Below are 14,319 nucleotides of genomic sequence, written 5' to 3' on the forward strand. Positions count from 1 at the left end.
CGAGGGGCACGTCGATGTCCCCCTCGAGGCCCGAAGGGGACAACGACGTGCCCCTCGCGGGATCAGAAGGTGGGTGGTGAGGTCAGCGGGTGGCGACCGGGAGGGCAGGGGTCACCGCGGCGTGGGCGGCGGCGGACGCGTTGGCGGCGACCACCGTGCGGGTGAGCGCCAGCGCGTGATCGAGGTTGGCGTCGGCCCTGCTGCCGTCGTGGATGCGCCGCACCCACTCGTCGAACGCGCCGGGCTCGTCCTCGGGCAGCGGCAGCTCGCGCCAGCCGTCGCCGTCGTCGATCAGGAGGCCGCCCCCGGCCGCGCCGTAGGTCACGGCTCCCTGCGTCCCGCGCAGCTCGATGGTGAAGTCGCCCTGCCCTTGCACGAGACTGGCCTCGAAGACGCCGATCCGGCCGCCCTCGAACTCGGCGGTGACCACGGCGTTGTCCTCGACCTCCCGGCCGGTGACACCGCCGTAGGTCGCGGTGATGCGGGTCGGCTCGCTGCGGTGGAACAGGCGGGTGAGGTAGGCCGGATGGCAGCCGAGGTCGGTGAGCGCGCCGCCGATGGCCTCAGCCGGATATCCGAACCGGTCGGGCAGCCAGCCGGTCACCCACCCGTCGTGGGCCAGCCGGACCCGGCTGTACGCGAGCTCGCCGAGAGTGCCCTCGTCGAGGATCTTCTCGATCGCGAGCGTGTACCCGTGGTACAGCCGCGGCAGGGAGACGACGAGCGACACCCCGGCGGCGTCGGCCGCGGCGACGAGCTCCTCGGCCTCCTCGACGGTCGGTGCGAGCACCTTCTCGGTGAAGACGTGCTTGCCCGCCGCGATGGCGCGGCCGATGACGTCGCGGTGCTGATCGGTGGAGGTGGTGATGGTGACGGCGTCGAGCCCGTCGCGGGCGAGCAGCTCGTCGAGGTCGGCGACGAACTCGACACCGAACTGCTCGGCGGCGGCACGGCCGCGCTCGGGATCGTCGTCCCAGATGGCGACGAGGGAGGTTTCGGGATGGTTCTGGGCCGCGCGCGCGTAATCGCCCGCGTGCACGTGCCAGAAACCGATCGCAGCGACAGCGAGTGGATGGGACATGACCTGTGAAGGCCTCCTTGCCTGGTATTCGATGCGCGCGAACGCCTTTAGCCTAACCACTTCGCTGCGCGCATCGAAGACCTTTTGCAGGATTGCCAGCAGAAGTTCACGAGCGGACGTGGACCTCCGTCGCCGGGGTGTAGCGTCGGGCACTGTGACGTCCATCCGACTGCATCGCGAATGGCACGGCGACGAGGACTCGCCCTATCCGCCGCTGCTGCTGATCCATGGCGGCGGCTCTACCATCCCGTCGAACTGGGGCATGCTGATCCCGCTGCTCGAGCGCAGCCGCTCGCTGCTCGCCGTCGAGCTGCAGGGACACGGACGCACGCCGGCGGGCGACCGCGAACCGTCGTTCGAGGGGTCGGCCGACGACGTCGCTGCGGTCCTCGACGAACTGCACCTCGCGCCCGTCGACGTGCTCGGCTTCAGCAACGGCGGTCAGGTCGCGCTGCAGCTGGCGGCACGCCACCCCGAGCGGGTGCGCCGGCTCGTCCTCGCCTCGACACCGGTGCGTCGGGAGGCCATGGTCGACGGATTCTGGGACGGCCTGGAGGCCGGGCGGTTCGAAGACCTCCCCGCGGTCTACGCCGAGGCCGACCTCGCCGTGAGCCACGACCCGGAGCACGCGCGCCGGATGTTCGAGCTCGACCGGCGGCTGATGCTGGGCTTCGCCGACTTCCCGGACGAGCTGATCGCGTCGGTCGCCGCTCCGACCCTCGTCGTCGGCGCGGACCGCGACGTCATCCGCCCAGGGCATTTCGTGGAGCTCGCCGCGTTGCTTCCCGACGCGCGACTGCTGATCGTCCCCGGTGTCCACGGCGACTACCTCGGCGAGGTGCTGGCGGCGTCCGGCGACGACCGCGCGCTGCGTTCGTTCCTCCCGTATTTGCTGGCTTTCCTCGAAGACTGAACCTTTATAGGTCATTCAGAACCGTGTCAATCCCCTTTCTTCGCATGCGCGGATGCGGCACTCGTAAGGCACTATTGGGGACATGGGAAAACTCCTCTACGGCGCGGGTCAGGAATATGACCTCGACGACCGCGTGCTGAGTCACGTCAAGCTCGCGATCGTCGCCAAACTGCGCCGCCACGAGAGCTTCCTGCTCAATTGGGACGTGCCGGTGGACCAGGGTTCCGGACGCGTTTCGCTCTGGATCAGCCGCGAGATCCCCCTCGCGTTCCAGTTCTCCGGAAGCCGGCCGCCGGCGATCAACCCGCAGTGGCTGGAAGCGCTCATGCACACGTCGCAGCGCACGGGCGGCATGGTCGTCATGGCGGAGGACGAGGTCGGGCACCACCTGCCGTAGGCAACCGTTTTGCCTCGAGCGTTGCTCTCGATGCGGAACGCCGACCAGCGACCGGCCTTTGTTGGCCGCGACGTCGAACACGGTCACGCACGCTGTTGGACCGAGCCAAGCGCCCGAACGGGATCTGAGGTTCGCTCCGGTCGGAATCACCTGATCACGGCGCGTCCCCGCGGGCCTCAGCCAGCTCCCGTTCCGCTTCGCGCACGGCGCGCTGGAGTTCGGGGATGCGCTTCCGCAGAGCCCGCTCCGCCGCCTTCGACTCCGCCAGTTCGGCCTCGGTGCGTTGCAGGCGGCGGTCGAGGGAGGCCCGCTCCGCCTCCAGGTCGGCGCGCCGGTCGACTTCCGCGTCGAGCTCGTCGTCGAGGGCGTCCGCGTCCGACCGTGCCCGTTCGAGTGCCCGTTCGGCCGCGCGCACCACGCGCTGGCGTTCGCGGCGCTCGCTCGCGGACTCGTGCGGCGCCGCCTCCGACGGCGATGCGGTCTCGGCCTCCGCGTCGGGGGCAGCGGGACGCGGTCTCGCGGCCAGCTCCGACTCGTCGAGCGGCACGGCGACCGCCTCGGAGACATCCACGGACTCCACGCCCGTGGATTCGAGCGCTCGCACGAGCATCCCGCTGCGCACGGCTGCGGCCGCCGCCGGGTCGATCACGGCGGCCTGCAGCGTCTCCTCGACCTCCCTGCCCACCGCCGGGCTCGCGTCGAGGTCGCGCAGCGCGGTCTGGAGGAGCCGCTGACGCTGGCGGGTCAGCTCACGGATCGCGTCGCGGTCGCGGGCGGCGAACGCATCGCGCATCCGGTCGCCGAGCGCGAGGATGCGGTCGATCAACGCGGGGTCTCTGCGCGTCAGCGCGTTCACCGCCGCCGCCGACGCTGTCGGCTTGCGCAGCGCCTTGATGTCGGCGCGGAGTCCGCCGTCGGCACCCGCGGCCGCGGCCGCCCGCGCGGCGACGAAGTCCGCGGGAGGGACCCCGTACAGGTCCGCGGCCACGTCGCGCAGGTCCATGGCGCGAGTGTACGCGCTGCGCGCCGCCCGGTCGCGGTCAGTGGTTGCGGAGCTCCGTGACGAGCTCCGCCTTGTTCTTCTTCGAATACCCGCTCAGCCCGAGCTCCTTCGCGCGCTTCTTGAGCTCTGGCACGGTCCAATCGTCGTACGATCCGGACTCGCCGCCCTTGCGGCCGACCGCCTTGCGTCCACGGGCGGCCGCCGCATTCGAGATGCGTGCCGCCTTCTCCTTCGAGTTGCCTTCGTCGCGGAGCTTCTCGTACAGCTCCTGGTCCTTCAGCGACGACTCCCGTCCGGGCATGATGCGCTCCTTCCGTCGTACAGCGCGGACGGTACCCCTCGATCCGCGTGCGGTCACCGGGTGCGGCGCCTTCGACGCACCTTCCGTGGACGCCCGGCGCACCTCGAGTGCGGCTCTACGCAAAACGTCGCCCAGCAGCGTTGCTTACCTATGCTCCATCGAGGCTTCGGTATCGCCCGACCCTGTACTTCTTGTCGTGACTGGCGATGGCGATGAGGATCACACCACACAGGTAGGCCATCCCAGCAAAAACGTACGAAGCGCTGTTGTGAGCGGTGATGCCGAAGACGGTGACGCACGCTGCGAGACCAAGCCAAGCGAATCCGGTCCAAAGCCGCGACGAGCCGAACATCCACCTCATCCAACGGGGCAGGTCGTGCGACTCAGTCACCTGATGCCTTTCATCCTCGACAAGCAGCGATTTTCGGTAGTCCCTGACGAGCCACGTACCCGATTGCCCCGGAAAGGGACCTCACCAGCGAGCCGAACTCGGTGGGTCCACGTCTGGTTACTGACATGGATATATTACAGCGTCACGGATGTGCGCCCGCGGCATCACAGCGGGCCTCCGCCTCGAGCGTGTGGGTCACCGGGTGCGCACAAGCAGAAGGACCCGCGGCCGGGCGGCCACGGGTCCTCCTGAGACAGTGAGTGCTACGCGCGCGGCGCCTTCGACGCCTTGATCGCGGCGAACCACGCGCTCGACGGGCGCAGCCAGATGAGGATGACCGCGACGATCGAGAGGACGACCTGCAGACCAGCTGTACCGAAGCCGTTCGGGATGTTGATCAGCGACAGCGCGGTCAGGACCGTGAGGACGATCCGCGCCCAGTTCGCGCCGCGACGCATGAGGAACGCGAACAGCACGAAGGTGACCGCCCAGAAGATCAGCGTGACCACGGAGACGCCGATGGCGACGCCGACTGCCGCATTGGCCAGAGTGTCGATGTTCTGGCCGTGCAGATCGGCGTTCGAGTTCTGGAGCTGCCGAACGATGGCCGCGTGGTCTCCCCCGACCAGGCTGATGGTGATGATGCCGCTGATCACGCTCAGCAGGGCGCTCGCGATGTACAGCCAGAACGCTGTGTTCACGGTCGTCGGGATGCTGGTCGGTCGCTCGACGGGCGCCGCTGGGGCAGCGGCGTACGCCGGGAATGCCCCGGGAGGCGGCGGAGGAGCGGCCGGGTAGCCGCCGGCAGCGGCGGCAGGTGCAGCGGGCTCTGGCGTGACGGGCGGCGCGGGCGGTGCGTCGCTGACCGGTGATGCGGGAGGTGCGGCCGCGGCGGTCGGCTCTGCGGGCTCAGCGGGCGCCGCGGGCGGCTCTGCGGGCGCCGCGGGCTCGGAAGCCGGCGGGACGGCGCCGTTCTGGTCGGCGCCCTCTGCGGGCCGCGGCGTGTTCTCGTCCTCAGGAATGCTCATGCCGCGACGATACTGGAATCGCTCTGGTCAGGCTATACTCTGGCGCGCGCGGCGTGAGGATCGCTCGGCTGGAGCGGGTCACGCGTGGCCCAGCGGTTCGACCGCCGGCCCTTCCGCACGGCGCAGGTCGCCGCCGGTCAACCCGCGCGATCAACTCAGGGAGTCGAAGTCGAACCAGAACGAGTCGTCCTCCTCGTGCTCGCTCGCCGCGACCGGTTCGCGGGGGATGCTGGCCGTCTCGATGCGCACGCGGGTCTGGCTGGTCACGAAGACCTCGGTCGGCGGCCGGCTCGACTGCGTGATCGACACGAAGTCGCCCGCGCTTCTGCTCGCTTCGATGATGCGCCGTTTGAGCTCGTCGACAGGCTCGCGATCGACGAACGTGAAGCGCAACTCGTCGATGTAGACGTGGAACACCTGCATGCTCAACTCCCCGGAATCGTGCCCTCCCGCCGAATAGTACGCGGCCCACCGGGTTGCGCCAGTGCACAGGTGTATCGGAAGGGATTCTCACATCAAGTCGAAATCGAGCCCGTCGAGGTCGTCCGTGCCCTGGTGCACGAAGGTGGCTCGCTGCGGGCCGAAAGCCCCCATGCGCTTGTCGAGATCGGCGACGAAGTCGTCGGAGCGCAGCTCCGCGCCCTCGAACGTCTCGGTCTCCGCCAGGATCTGACTGGCCGGGCCGAGCAGCAGAAGGGTCTCGCCGACCTCGCCGTTGTCCAGGATCGCCGGCGCGCGGACCTCCGCGGCCGCGGCGTTCCTTGCGAGCGTGGCCGCGAATCGCACCACGGCGTCCGCGATCGCGTCGCCGGTCAGCAACGAGCCGCTTGCGTAGTGGATCCTTTTCATGACCCATTCGTACGAGCCGAACACCGGGTGGTCAAGGGGCCGGGGAGGGGATTGCGCATCCACGGTTTCGGGGATTGCGTGACCGTCGTCGTCCGCCTCGCGACTGGCGTGCCTTTAACATGAGGCAGTGAGTGCAGACGTCGAGAACGAGGCGATCGTGGCACGGCTGCGCGCGGCAGGCTGTGTCTTCGCGGAGGAGGAGGCCGCCTTGCTCGTGGAGGCTGCGGCCTCGTCGGAGGAACTCGAGTCGCTCGTCGAACGCCGCGTCGGCGGGGAGCCGCTCGAGCCGCTGCTCGGGTTCGCCGAGTTCGGCGGCCTGCGCGTCCACGTCGACGCCGGGGTGTTCGTCCCGCGGCGCCGCACCGAGCTGCTCGCGGCGACGGCTGCAGCGCTCGCGCGGTCGGGAGAGGTGGTCCTCGATCTCTGCTGCGGTGCCGGCGCGATCGGCGCCGTCGTCGCCGCACGCGTCCCAGGGGCTGTCGTCTACGCCGCCGATGTCGATCCGGCCGCCGTGCGCGCCGCTCGGGTGAACCTCCCGCCGGAGCGGGTCTTCGAAGGCGACCTGTTCGCCGCGCTGCCCGGGTCGCTGCGCGGGGCGATCTCGGTCATCGCCGTCAACGCTCCGTATGTCCCGACGGAGGCGATCGCGCTGATGCCCCCTGAGGCCCGCCTCTATGAGCCGGCCGTGGCGCTGGACGGCGGCGCGGACGGCCTCGACCTCCACCGTCGCATCGCCGCGGAGTCGCCGGATTGGCTCGCGCCGGACGGTTCCGTCGTCATCGAGACGAGCCGCGAGCAGTCGGCGCGCAGCGTCGCGCTCTTCGAGGGCGCGGGCTTCTCCGCTCGGGTGGTCGAGGACGAGGACCTCGACGCCACGATCGTGCTCGCGACGCTCACCCGCTGAGACCGCCGCGGCGCGGATGGCTGCGCGGGCGTGACAGGGGTACCGTGTCCGGCATGACCAGCCTGGCCCGAAGGCTGCCGCTCGGATCGACACGTCCGACCGCCGCCGACCGCGTGCGGCAAAGCGGAGTGATCGTCGCGACCGTCCTCGCGCTCGCCGGCGCCCTGTACGGATCGGGAGCAGCAGGCGGGCGACCGATCTCGCAGGTGGCGGGCGGGGCGTTCGCGCCGGATGCGACCCTCGTGGCGCCGGCCGGCCCGGCGTTCGCCATCTGGTCGGTGATCTACGCGGGTCTCGCCGGCTACGCCGTCTGGCAGGCCCTCCCGTCGCAGGCCGCACGGCGCAGGCAGCGCGCGGCCGGGTACTGGCTGGTCGGCTCGCTGCTGCTCAACGCCGTGTGGATCCTCTGCGCGCAGGCCGGACTGCTGGCGTTGAGCGTCGCCGTCATCGTGCTGCTCCTGGCCGCGCTCGTCGTGACCTTCTCACGACTCCGCCACGACCCGGGGGAGTCGACGGCGGACGCCGTCCTGCTCGACGGAACCGTCGGTCTCTTCCTCGGCTGGGTCATCGTGGCGACCGTCGCGAACATCGCCGCGTGGCTGCGGGCGGCCGGTTTCGCGGGATTCGGGGTGAGCCCCTCGCTCTGGGCGGTCGCGCTGCTCATCGTGGTGGCCGTGATCGGATGCGCCCTGGCGTTCTGGGACCGCGGCAGGCTCACGCCCGCCTTCGCGGCGGCCTGGGGTCTCGTCTGGATCGCGGTCGCCCGCGCGCAGGACGGCCTCCAGGAGGACGTCGTGGCGGCGTCCGCGCTGGCGGCCGGAATCCTGATCGTGCTGGTCACGGTCGCCGTGCGCGTGGCTCGCGGGGGTCGGCTGCAGCGCGGCTGACCGAGGCGGGCGCTGTCACGGTCACTCGCGCGTCGGCGAGCCGGAGATCCGACGAGAGCTGGGCGAGGCTGCGTCGCGACGGCGTGAAAAGCAACGCCGACGCGCCATGCGTCGCCGGGCCCGGGGAGGGGCAGGATCGTGTAGGTCCAGATCGCGAACGCGTAGACGATGGTCGCGATCCAGCCCGTCGTGCGCCAGAAGGTGAGCCCGCCGCGCCGGCGATAGCTGACGACGACGAACGGCACGGCGAGGAGAACGATCGCGACCGCGCCCGCGGAGAGGGCGAGCGCGGCGGCGTTCAGGGCGGCTTCGAGCGACACCGGATCATCATGGGTCCACTCGCGGCATGAGGGACCTGAGATCTGGCACACAGGATTCCCGCATGGTCGCGACGTAGGCTGTGCCAATGCCTCTCGACCGACGGACCCGGACCGCTGCGATCATCGCACTCGGCGCATATGCGGTCTTCGTCGCCGTCATCGCCTTCTGGCCGACTCCGGTCGACCGGCCCATCGGTCCGGCGCTCTTCCGCATCCTCGGGACGATGCGCGGGGTGGGGGTCGCCCCGAACGACGCGTACAACGTGGTCGAGTTCACCGCGAACGTGGCGTTCTTCGTCCTGCCGGCGATCCTGGTGGTGCTCATCGTCGGGCTGAGGCGCTGGTGGATCGCGCCGGTCAGCGGCCTCCTCTGCAGCCTCACCATCGAACTCGCCCAGCATTTCCTCCTCCCGCATCGGTTCGGGACGGTGAACGACGTGATCGCCAACACGCTCGGAGCGCTCATCGGCTGCGGGATCGGCGTGCTCGTGCTGGTTCGGCGCGCGCGGCGCGCACGTTCTTGACACGTCCGCCGTTCGTGACACGATCGACTGGGCCCCGACACGACGGCGGGGAACGGCGAGAGGAGACCGTGCAGCGATGGCTGGCGTGCTGACCGGGTTCGCGATCATCGCCTTCGTCATCCTGGTCGGCTACATCGCGGGGCGGTTCGGTGTCGGCGGTCCGTCTGCGCCCTTCGTCCTCAATCGCATCGCGTTCTTCATCACCAACCCCGCGCTGCTGTTCGTGACGCTCGCGCACGCGGACCTCAGGGTGGTCTTCTCGACGCAACTGCTGGTCGCGGCGATCGCCGCGGTCGTCACGGCCGGCCTGTTCCTGGTGCTCTCCCGGCTGTTCTTCCGGCGGCCGGCGCCGGAGACGACGATCGGCGCGCTGGGCGCCGGCTACGTCAACGCGAACAACATCGGTATCCCGGTCGCCGTCTACGTGCTCGGCAGCGCGTCGTTCGTGGCGCCCGTCCTGCTGCTGCAGCTGATCGTGTTCGCCCCGATCGCGCTCACCGTGCTCGATGTGACCAGTCGCGGCGCGGTCTCCGTGTGGTCGATCGTCACCCAGCCGGTACGCAACCCGATGATCATCGCTTCGGTGCTCGGCATCCTCGTCGACGTCTCGGGCCTCCACCTGCCGGACGCCCTCTACCAGCCGTTCGAGCTGATCGGCGGCGCTGCGGTGCCGCTCGTGCTGATGGCCTTCGGGATGTCGTTGCACGGATCGCGCCCGCTGCAGGCCGGCAACGGGAGGATCGAGATCGTCTCGGCTGTCGCGTTGAAGGCGGTGGGTATGCCGCTGATTGCCTACCTGGCGGCCCGATTCGCCTTCGGGCTGGAGGGTCACGCGCTGTTCGCAGCGGTCGCGCTCGCCGCGCTGCCGACCGCTCAGAACGTCTACAACTTCGCGGCGCGCTACGAGCGCGGTGTACCGGTCGCGCGCGACATCGTGCTGCTGACCACCCTCTTCGCCGTGCCGGCGCTCCTCGTCATAGCCGCCCTCCTCGCCTAGCGGGCCCGGGGGAGCTCGGCGCGGTCGAGTGAGCGGAGGTACTCGGCGTTGCCGCGAACCGCCGCCTCGTAGCGCAGCAGGTCGGGAGTGCGGATGCGGTCGGCGGCCAAGTCCATCAACTCGGCGACGGCCGCGTCGCTGCGTCCGGCCGCGTGCAGCGAGAGCGCGTGCCAGACCTGCACCGACTCCGAGTCGGGGAACTCCGTCCGGGCGCGGTCGAGTACGGTCAACGACTCGTCGAACCGGGCGAGGTTGCGCAGCGTGCTGCCGTACTGCAGCAGGCATCGGCGCAGGGTGTCGCCGTCGAGGCCGGCCGCGAGCGCGCGTTCGTAGAATCCGGCGGCGGTCTGCTCCTCGCCCGCGGTGTCGTACGAGCCGCCGACCTCATACAGCACGTGCGGGTCGTCGGGATGCTCGGCGAGCACCTCGAGGAAGGCCGCGACGGTCGGCGCCATGTTCTCTCGGTCTCGCGCCGCGAAGATCAGAGCGAGGCGGTCGAGCAGTTCGCGGGGAGTGGAGGCCATCCCCTCACCCTAGGCGCGCTCGCGCCGAGGGATCGCCGAGGAGAGCGGTGAGCGCCTCGCGGACCGGAACAGGGAGCTCGTGCGCCGCGAGCTCGGCGGTGAGCAGGCGCCCGTACAGCTCCTTGCGACCCGAGGTCGTGCCGAAGAAGCGGTGCAGCTGGGCCGTCACCTCCCGCGCACGCTGCGCCGGCTGGCGCTGGAAGGTGCGGAACAGGCCGAGGTCACCTCGCCGTGCGAGCACGGCTTCCGCGCGCGCGTCCCCGAGGGCGATCAGCAGTTCGCCCTCGAGGTCGGGACGACACACGGAGATCGCGTCGACTGACAACCCTGCGCGCCGGAAGAAGTCGGCCTCGCCCTCGTCGCACAGGCCGTGAAGGCGCACCCCGGACGGCGCCAGCGCATCGACGAAACGCCGCACACTCATCGCGCCGCCCATCGGGAGGATCGCGACACCCTCCGCCGCCGGATCGACGCCGAGGAGGTCGGCGGCGGCGTGGAGCGCGGCGCGGTCGCTCGCGCCCTCCACGAGCACGACGCCGGTCACCGCGTCCGGGAGGTCGCCGATAACGGTGCTCTCCCGCCGTTCGCGCCGGGCCGTCATCGCGGCGACAGCGCGCTCGAAGGCGGTCACGGCGTCGCCCTCGCGCGTCATCGGTCGTGTCACGGGCCCATTCTGCCCCCGTAGCCCGTTCTGCCCCCTGTCGCCATCGGGACCGCGCGCGTACGGTGCTGCGCATGAAGCTCATCATCTTCGTCGCGGGAGTCGCCGTCGGGTTCGTGATCGGATCGCGCGCGGGCCGTGGCGCCTACGAGAACATCCGGAACAAGTGGCAGGGGTTCTCCGACTCCGACCCTGTGCAGAAAGTGAAAGGCGATGTCCGCGACCTCGCGGGCCGCGCCGCATCCGACCTGGGAGACAAGGTGTCGGAGGCTGTCGGCAAGGCGTCCGACAAGCTCGACGAGGTCACCGGGAAGAACGCGGGGACCGCGCCGACCGAAGCCTGACGCTCCGCGCGGTTCCTCAGGCGCCCGCCGGCGGGTGCGCAAGCAGTTCGACCCGTTCGGCCAGATAGGCGTGGAAGTCGACCGTCTGATCGGAGGATGCGCTCCAGCGGACGAGCGGCCGCCCCTCCCGCAGGAGCAGCGGCCCGGGTGCGGCACGCAACGCCTCCGCCGTCAGGGAGATGGGAGGAGCGTCGAAGTCGACCGTCTCGCCGTCACGGAAGTGGCCGCGTTCGGCGGCTGCGCGATAGGCGCGACGGGTCTCCGCCGAGACCGACACGAACTGCGCGCGACCCGGAGGCGTCGCCCGCACGAGGTGCCCCGTCGCGTAGAGCGTGCCGTCCGCTCCGAGCAGCAGCACGCCGAGCCTCCAGACCCGGCCCACCGGCTTCAGCACCGGTTCGCGCGGGATGCCGAGCGTGCGCCGCCGCGGCACGAGCACCGCGAGCGCCTCGTCGCGCGCGCCCGCCTCCGTGAGACGTCGCACCGCATCGTCGAGAGCGCTCCGGATGCCGGCTACGGCATCCGCGTCGGCGCGCTCATCATCCACGCATCCGAGGATACGGCTCCGGCGCGGCACGCCGATCGGCCGGGGTGGCCGCCCGGATCGAGAACGACGTGTCGTCGGTCACCATGATCAGCTCGACGCCGTGCGCGTGCCGCAGCACCACCAGGGCCGACGAGTCCGACTCGGCCACGACCTCCACCTGGTGCAGGAAGATGCGCGCCATCTCGTCGCTCACGTGGAAATCGCGGCCGAGCGCGTGCACCACGAACCCCGGGCTCCGCGGAGGCCGAGCCGTGAGCTGCGTCTCCTGCCGGAAGCCGTCGACCGCCGTCCTCGCCGCTGCTGTCATCGTCATCGGTCCCCTCCTACCGTCGGCCGGGCCCGCTCCCGGAACCTGAACGCTAGTCTCATCGTCGAACCTTTCCAGGGGGTTGACGAGGGGTTAGATAGTCACATGAAAACGCTCAGGCTTCCGAACGTCCCGATCCCCGCCTCCAACGTCATCCTCGGTCTCATGCGCATCACCCCGCTGAGCGACGAGGAGATCCGGACGCTCGTCGGCACGGCGCGCGACGCGGGCATCACGATGTTCGACCACGCCGACATCTACGGCGACGAGCGGCACGGCTGCGAGACCCGGTTCGGCGACGCGGGCGCCGTGCCCGCGTCGCAGCGCGACCAGGTGATCATCCAGTCCAAGGTCGGCATCCGCGACGGCTACTTCGACTTCTCGCGCGAGCACATCCTCACCACGGTCGACGAGTCGCTCGCCGCGCTGCGCACCGACTACCTCGACATCCTGCTGCTGCACCGCCCCGACACCCTCGTCGAGCCAGAGGAGGTCGCCGCCGCGTTCGACGAGCTGGAGGCCTCTGGCAAGGTGCGCGCCTTCGGCGTCTCGAACCAGACGCCGGGCCAGATCGAGCTGCTGCGCCGCTGGGTGAAGCAACCGCTCGGCATCAACCAGGTGCAGCTGAGCATCACCCACTCGCCGATCATCGCGCAGGGCATCGCCGCCAACATGGTCGCCCTCGACCAGTCGATCGACCGCGACAACGGCATCCTCGACTACGCGCGCCTGCACGACATCACGCTGCAGGCCTGGTCGCCCTACCAGAAGGGGTTCTTCGACGGCGTGTTCCTCGGCGACCGCGAGAACTACGCCGAGCTCAACGACGCGATCGACGAGCTCGCCTCGCGCTACGGGATCACCCCGACGGGCATCGCGACCGCGTGGATCACCCGCCATCCCGCGAACATGCAGGTCGTCCTCGGCACCACGAACCCGGGACGTGTGCAGGAGGCCGCTGCCGGTTCGGACGTTCCGCTCACCCGCGAGGAGTGGTACCGGCTGTTCCGGCTCGCCGGGCACATCCTCCCCTGACGGCCGCGCCGCCGGCGGCGTGAACGTACCTGTCGGTATGTCCGTGCTCTCCCGGCGGGGTGCTCCCTGCGTGCCGCCGACCGGGATACGTTCGAACGCGTGGACGACGACGGGCTGAGCGCACCGCGACGATGGGTCGCGCGCGTGAGACTGCTGCGCGTCGGCGGCGTGCGCCAAGGACTGGTGCGCCCGGCCGACTCGCCGCAGGCGTTCGTGGCCGGCCGGGCGAGCCTGCGCGTACTGCTGGCGGGCTCCGGCCCGGTGGTGGGCTGGGGTGTCGGCAGCCACGACCTGGCCCTGCCCGGCGCGGTCGCCCGTGCGCTCGCGGCGACGACCGGCCGCGGCGTCGTCGTCGACGTGGTCGCCGACCCGTCGGCGGGCGTGCGCAGGCTCGCCCGACTGGCGCGCTCGGCCGAGGTGGGCCGCTACGACGTCGTCATCCTCAGCGCGGGGGTCGCCGATGCGGTGCGGATGGTGGAGCCGACACGCTGGGGTGGGCGGGTCGAGGCGCTGATCGAGGAGGTCAGGGCGAGCGGCGTGCCCGTCGTCGCGTGGCTGGGTGTGCAGCCGATCCGCTCGCTGCCGCCCTACGACGACGAGTTCCGCGACCTCCTGCAGGCGCATGCCGAGCGCCTCAACGTCGCTGCCGCCCGTGCCTGCGGCGATGCGGGAGCGACTTTCGTCCCGCTTCCGGCGTCTCCGCAGGAGGAAGGCGGTCGCCACCGCGGCCCGGCCGGCTATCTCTTCTGGGCACGGCGGATCGCCGACTCGCTGGCTCCTGCGCTCATCGGTCACGGGATCGAGGACGGGCACCACGCCTCCCAGCCCGAGGATCGCGTGGCCGCGATAGCGCGACTGCGTCTCGCCGAGCACAAACGCGACGGGAGGTTGACCGGGCTGGTCGGAACCGCCCAACGCACGCTCGGCGCCGAGATCGCGATGTTCACCGTGCTCGACGAAAGCACAGAGTGGCCGCTGGCCGCGGTCGGAGCATCGCTCACCGAGATCCCGATCGAGCAGTCGGCGTGCCTCTACACGATCGAGGCGCCGGACGGGATGGTGGTGCCCGACGCCGAGCACGATGAGCGCTTCGCGTCGAGCGAGCTCGTGACGGGACCCGCACACCTGCGCTTCTACGCCGGCTACCCGGTGGAGGCGCCGGACGGAACGCGGATCGGCGCGATGTGCGTCTTCGGCCGCACGCCCAGGCGCCCCTCCGAGTCGGAGGGCGATCTCGACGTGCTCCGCGAGCTGGCCCTGCTCGCCCAGCGCGAGCTCTGGCGCTGGGACCCGGACGCCTCCTAGC

At 70.7% G+C, this 14,319-nt stretch carries 19 protein-coding genes; 9 read left to right on the plus strand and 10 right to left on the minus strand.

The annotated features are described in order from the left end of the window. Positions 1-82 precede the first annotated feature (82 nt). Complete coding sequence (locus JNB50_RS04110) at positions 83-1,081, minus strand: Gfo/Idh/MocA family protein (RefSeq protein WP_208038816.1); 999 nt, start codon at positions 1,079-1,081, stop codon at positions 83-85. Between the two features lie 154 nt (positions 1,082-1,235). Here JNB50_RS04110 and JNB50_RS04115 point away from each other — a divergent pair, with 154 nt between their 5' ends. Next, entirely contained in the window at positions 1,236-1,994 is a 759-nt protein-coding gene (locus JNB50_RS04115; RefSeq protein WP_208038817.1) for an alpha/beta fold hydrolase, read from the plus strand. 82 nt (positions 1,995-2,076) lie between these two features. Beyond that, a complete protein-coding gene (locus JNB50_RS04120) occupies positions 2,077-2,391 on the plus strand; it encodes a hypothetical protein (protein WP_208038818.1) in 315 nt (104 codons plus the stop codon). A 154-nt stretch (positions 2,392-2,545) separates the two neighbouring features. Here JNB50_RS04120 and JNB50_RS04125 read toward each other — a convergent pair whose 3' ends face one another. From JNB50_RS04125 to JNB50_RS04145, 5 genes are all read right to left on the minus strand, one after another. Next, entirely contained in the window at positions 2,546-3,394 is an 849-nt protein-coding gene (locus tag JNB50_RS04125; protein ID WP_208038819.1) for a hypothetical protein, read from the minus strand. Between the two features lie 37 nt (positions 3,395-3,431). Further along, positions 3,432-3,695 carry a Rho termination factor N-terminal domain-containing protein gene (locus JNB50_RS04130; RefSeq protein WP_208038820.1) on the minus strand — a complete coding sequence of 88 codons (264 nt, stop codon included), beginning with the start codon at positions 3,693-3,695 and terminating at the stop codon, positions 3,432-3,434. 654 nt (positions 3,696-4,349) lie between these two features. Then, positions 4,350-5,114, minus strand: a complete 765-nt coding sequence (locus tag JNB50_RS24910) for a hypothetical protein (protein WP_243767949.1) — start codon at positions 5,112-5,114, stop codon at positions 4,350-4,352. Positions 5,115-5,264: 150 nt separating this feature from the next. Then, the gene (locus JNB50_RS04140; protein ID WP_208038821.1) at positions 5,265-5,537 is read right to left on the minus strand and encodes a hypothetical protein; all 273 of its coding nucleotides are present in this window, start codon (positions 5,535-5,537) and stop codon (positions 5,265-5,267) included. Positions 5,538-5,624: 87 nt separating this feature from the next. Then, positions 5,625-5,963: a hypothetical protein gene (locus JNB50_RS04145; protein ID WP_208038822.1), complete on the minus strand. Its 339-nt coding sequence runs from the start codon at positions 5,961-5,963 to the stop codon at positions 5,625-5,627. A 127-nt stretch (positions 5,964-6,090) separates the two neighbouring features. Here JNB50_RS04145 and JNB50_RS04150 point away from each other — a divergent pair, with 127 nt between their 5' ends. The 4 genes from JNB50_RS04150 (at position 6,091) to JNB50_RS04165 (ending at position 9,595) form a co-directional block, all read left to right on the plus strand. Then, entirely contained in the window at positions 6,091-6,867 is a 777-nt protein-coding gene (locus tag JNB50_RS04150; protein WP_208038823.1) for a putative protein N(5)-glutamine methyltransferase, read from the plus strand. Positions 6,868-6,920: 53 nt separating this feature from the next. After that, positions 6,921-7,754: a TspO/MBR family protein gene (locus JNB50_RS04155; protein ID WP_208038824.1), complete on the plus strand. Its 834-nt coding sequence runs from the start codon at positions 6,921-6,923 to the stop codon at positions 7,752-7,754. A 406-nt stretch (positions 7,755-8,160) separates the two neighbouring features. Next, on the plus strand, positions 8,161-8,598 hold the full coding sequence (locus tag JNB50_RS04160) for a VanZ family protein (protein ID WP_208038825.1): 438 nt from the start codon (positions 8,161-8,163) through the stop codon (positions 8,596-8,598). Between the two features lie 76 nt (positions 8,599-8,674). Further along, the gene (locus tag JNB50_RS04165; protein ID WP_208038826.1) at positions 8,675-9,595 is read left to right on the plus strand and encodes an AEC family transporter; all 921 of its coding nucleotides are present in this window, start codon (positions 8,675-8,677) and stop codon (positions 9,593-9,595) included. On the opposite strand, the gene JNB50_RS04170 is transcribed toward JNB50_RS04165, so the two are convergent. Both JNB50_RS04170 and JNB50_RS04175 read right to left on the minus strand, forming a co-directional pair. Then, on the minus strand, positions 9,592-10,119 hold the full coding sequence (locus JNB50_RS04170) for a tetratricopeptide repeat protein (RefSeq protein WP_208038827.1): 528 nt from the start codon (positions 10,117-10,119) through the stop codon (positions 9,592-9,594). The two genes, JNB50_RS04165 and JNB50_RS04170, sit on opposite strands and share 4 nt — an antisense overlap. A gap of 4 nt (positions 10,120-10,123) precedes the next feature. Continuing rightward, entirely contained in the window at positions 10,124-10,783 is a 660-nt protein-coding gene (locus JNB50_RS04175; protein ID WP_307794591.1) for a TOPRIM nucleotidyl transferase/hydrolase domain-containing protein, read from the minus strand. Positions 10,784-10,854: 71 nt separating this feature from the next. Here JNB50_RS04175 and JNB50_RS04180 point away from each other — a divergent pair, with 71 nt between their 5' ends. Continuing rightward, a complete protein-coding gene (locus JNB50_RS04180) occupies positions 10,855-11,124 on the plus strand; it encodes a hypothetical protein (RefSeq protein ID WP_208038828.1) in 270 nt (89 codons plus the stop codon). A gap of 16 nt (positions 11,125-11,140) precedes the next feature. Here the strand turns inward: JNB50_RS04180 and JNB50_RS04185 are convergent, their stop codons facing one another. Beyond that, positions 11,141-11,671, minus strand: coding sequence for a hypothetical protein (locus JNB50_RS04185; RefSeq protein WP_243767950.1), 531 nt, complete (start codon positions 11,669-11,671; stop codon positions 11,141-11,143). After that, on the minus strand, positions 11,664-11,984 hold the full coding sequence (locus JNB50_RS04190; protein WP_208038829.1) for a TetR family transcriptional regulator: 321 nt from the start codon (positions 11,982-11,984) through the stop codon (positions 11,664-11,666). The genes JNB50_RS04185 and JNB50_RS04190 overlap by 8 nt, the downstream gene beginning before the upstream one ends. 99 nt (positions 11,985-12,083) lie before the next feature. Between JNB50_RS04190 and JNB50_RS04195 the strand changes: the two genes are divergently transcribed. Beyond that, entirely contained in the window at positions 12,084-13,013 is a 930-nt protein-coding gene (locus tag JNB50_RS04195; protein WP_208038830.1) for an aldo/keto reductase family oxidoreductase, read from the plus strand. A gap of 99 nt (positions 13,014-13,112) precedes the next feature. After that, positions 13,113-14,318 (plus strand): GDSL-type esterase/lipase family protein, encoded by a 1,206-nt coding sequence (locus tag JNB50_RS04200; RefSeq protein ID WP_208038831.1) that lies wholly within the window; start codon positions 13,113-13,115, stop codon positions 14,316-14,318. Position 14,319: the final 1 nt, after the last annotated feature.

The sequence above is a fragment of the Leifsonia sp. TF02-11 genome, assembly GCF_017565305.1.
Taxonomy (GTDB): domain Bacteria; phylum Actinomycetota; class Actinomycetes; order Actinomycetales; family Microbacteriaceae; genus Leifsonia.

Bases quoted from the DNA above. Each gene is read 5' to 3' on its own strand.
- JNB50_RS04110 (WP_208038816.1), bottom strand. From the start codon at position 1,081: ATGTCCCATCCACTCGCTGTCGCTGCGATCGGTTTCTGGCACGTGCAC.
- JNB50_RS04120 (WP_208038818.1), top strand. From the start codon at position 2,077: ATGGGAAAACTCCTCTACGGCGCGGGTCAGGAATATGACCTCGACGAC.
- JNB50_RS04125 (WP_208038819.1), bottom strand. From the start codon at position 3,394: ATGGACCTGCGCGACGTGGCCGCGGACCTGTACGGGGTCCCTCCCGCG.
- JNB50_RS04130 (WP_208038820.1), bottom strand. From the start codon at position 3,695: ATGCCCGGACGGGAGTCGTCGCTGAAGGACCAGGAGCTGTACGAGAAG.
- JNB50_RS24910 (WP_243767949.1), bottom strand. From the start codon at position 5,114: ATGAGCATTCCTGAGGACGAGAACACGCCGCGGCCCGCAGAGGGCGCC.
- JNB50_RS04140 (WP_208038821.1), bottom strand. From the start codon at position 5,537: ATGCAGGTGTTCCACGTCTACATCGACGAGTTGCGCTTCACGTTCGTC.
- JNB50_RS04145 (WP_208038822.1), bottom strand. From the start codon at position 5,963: ATGAAAAGGATCCACTACGCAAGCGGCTCGTTGCTGACCGGCGACGCG.
- JNB50_RS04155 (WP_208038824.1), top strand. From the start codon at position 6,921: ATGACCAGCCTGGCCCGAAGGCTGCCGCTCGGATCGACACGTCCGACC.
- JNB50_RS04160 (WP_208038825.1), top strand. From the start codon at position 8,161: ATGCCTCTCGACCGACGGACCCGGACCGCTGCGATCATCGCACTCGGC.
- JNB50_RS04165 (WP_208038826.1), top strand. From the start codon at position 8,675: ATGGCTGGCGTGCTGACCGGGTTCGCGATCATCGCCTTCGTCATCCTG.
- JNB50_RS04170 (WP_208038827.1), bottom strand. From the start codon at position 10,119: ATGGCCTCCACTCCCCGCGAACTGCTCGACCGCCTCGCTCTGATCTTC.
- JNB50_RS04180 (WP_208038828.1), top strand. From the start codon at position 10,855: ATGAAGCTCATCATCTTCGTCGCGGGAGTCGCCGTCGGGTTCGTGATC.
- JNB50_RS04190 (WP_208038829.1), bottom strand. From the start codon at position 11,984: ATGACGATGACAGCAGCGGCGAGGACGGCGGTCGACGGCTTCCGGCAG.
- JNB50_RS04195 (WP_208038830.1), top strand. From the start codon at position 12,084: ATGAAAACGCTCAGGCTTCCGAACGTCCCGATCCCCGCCTCCAACGTC.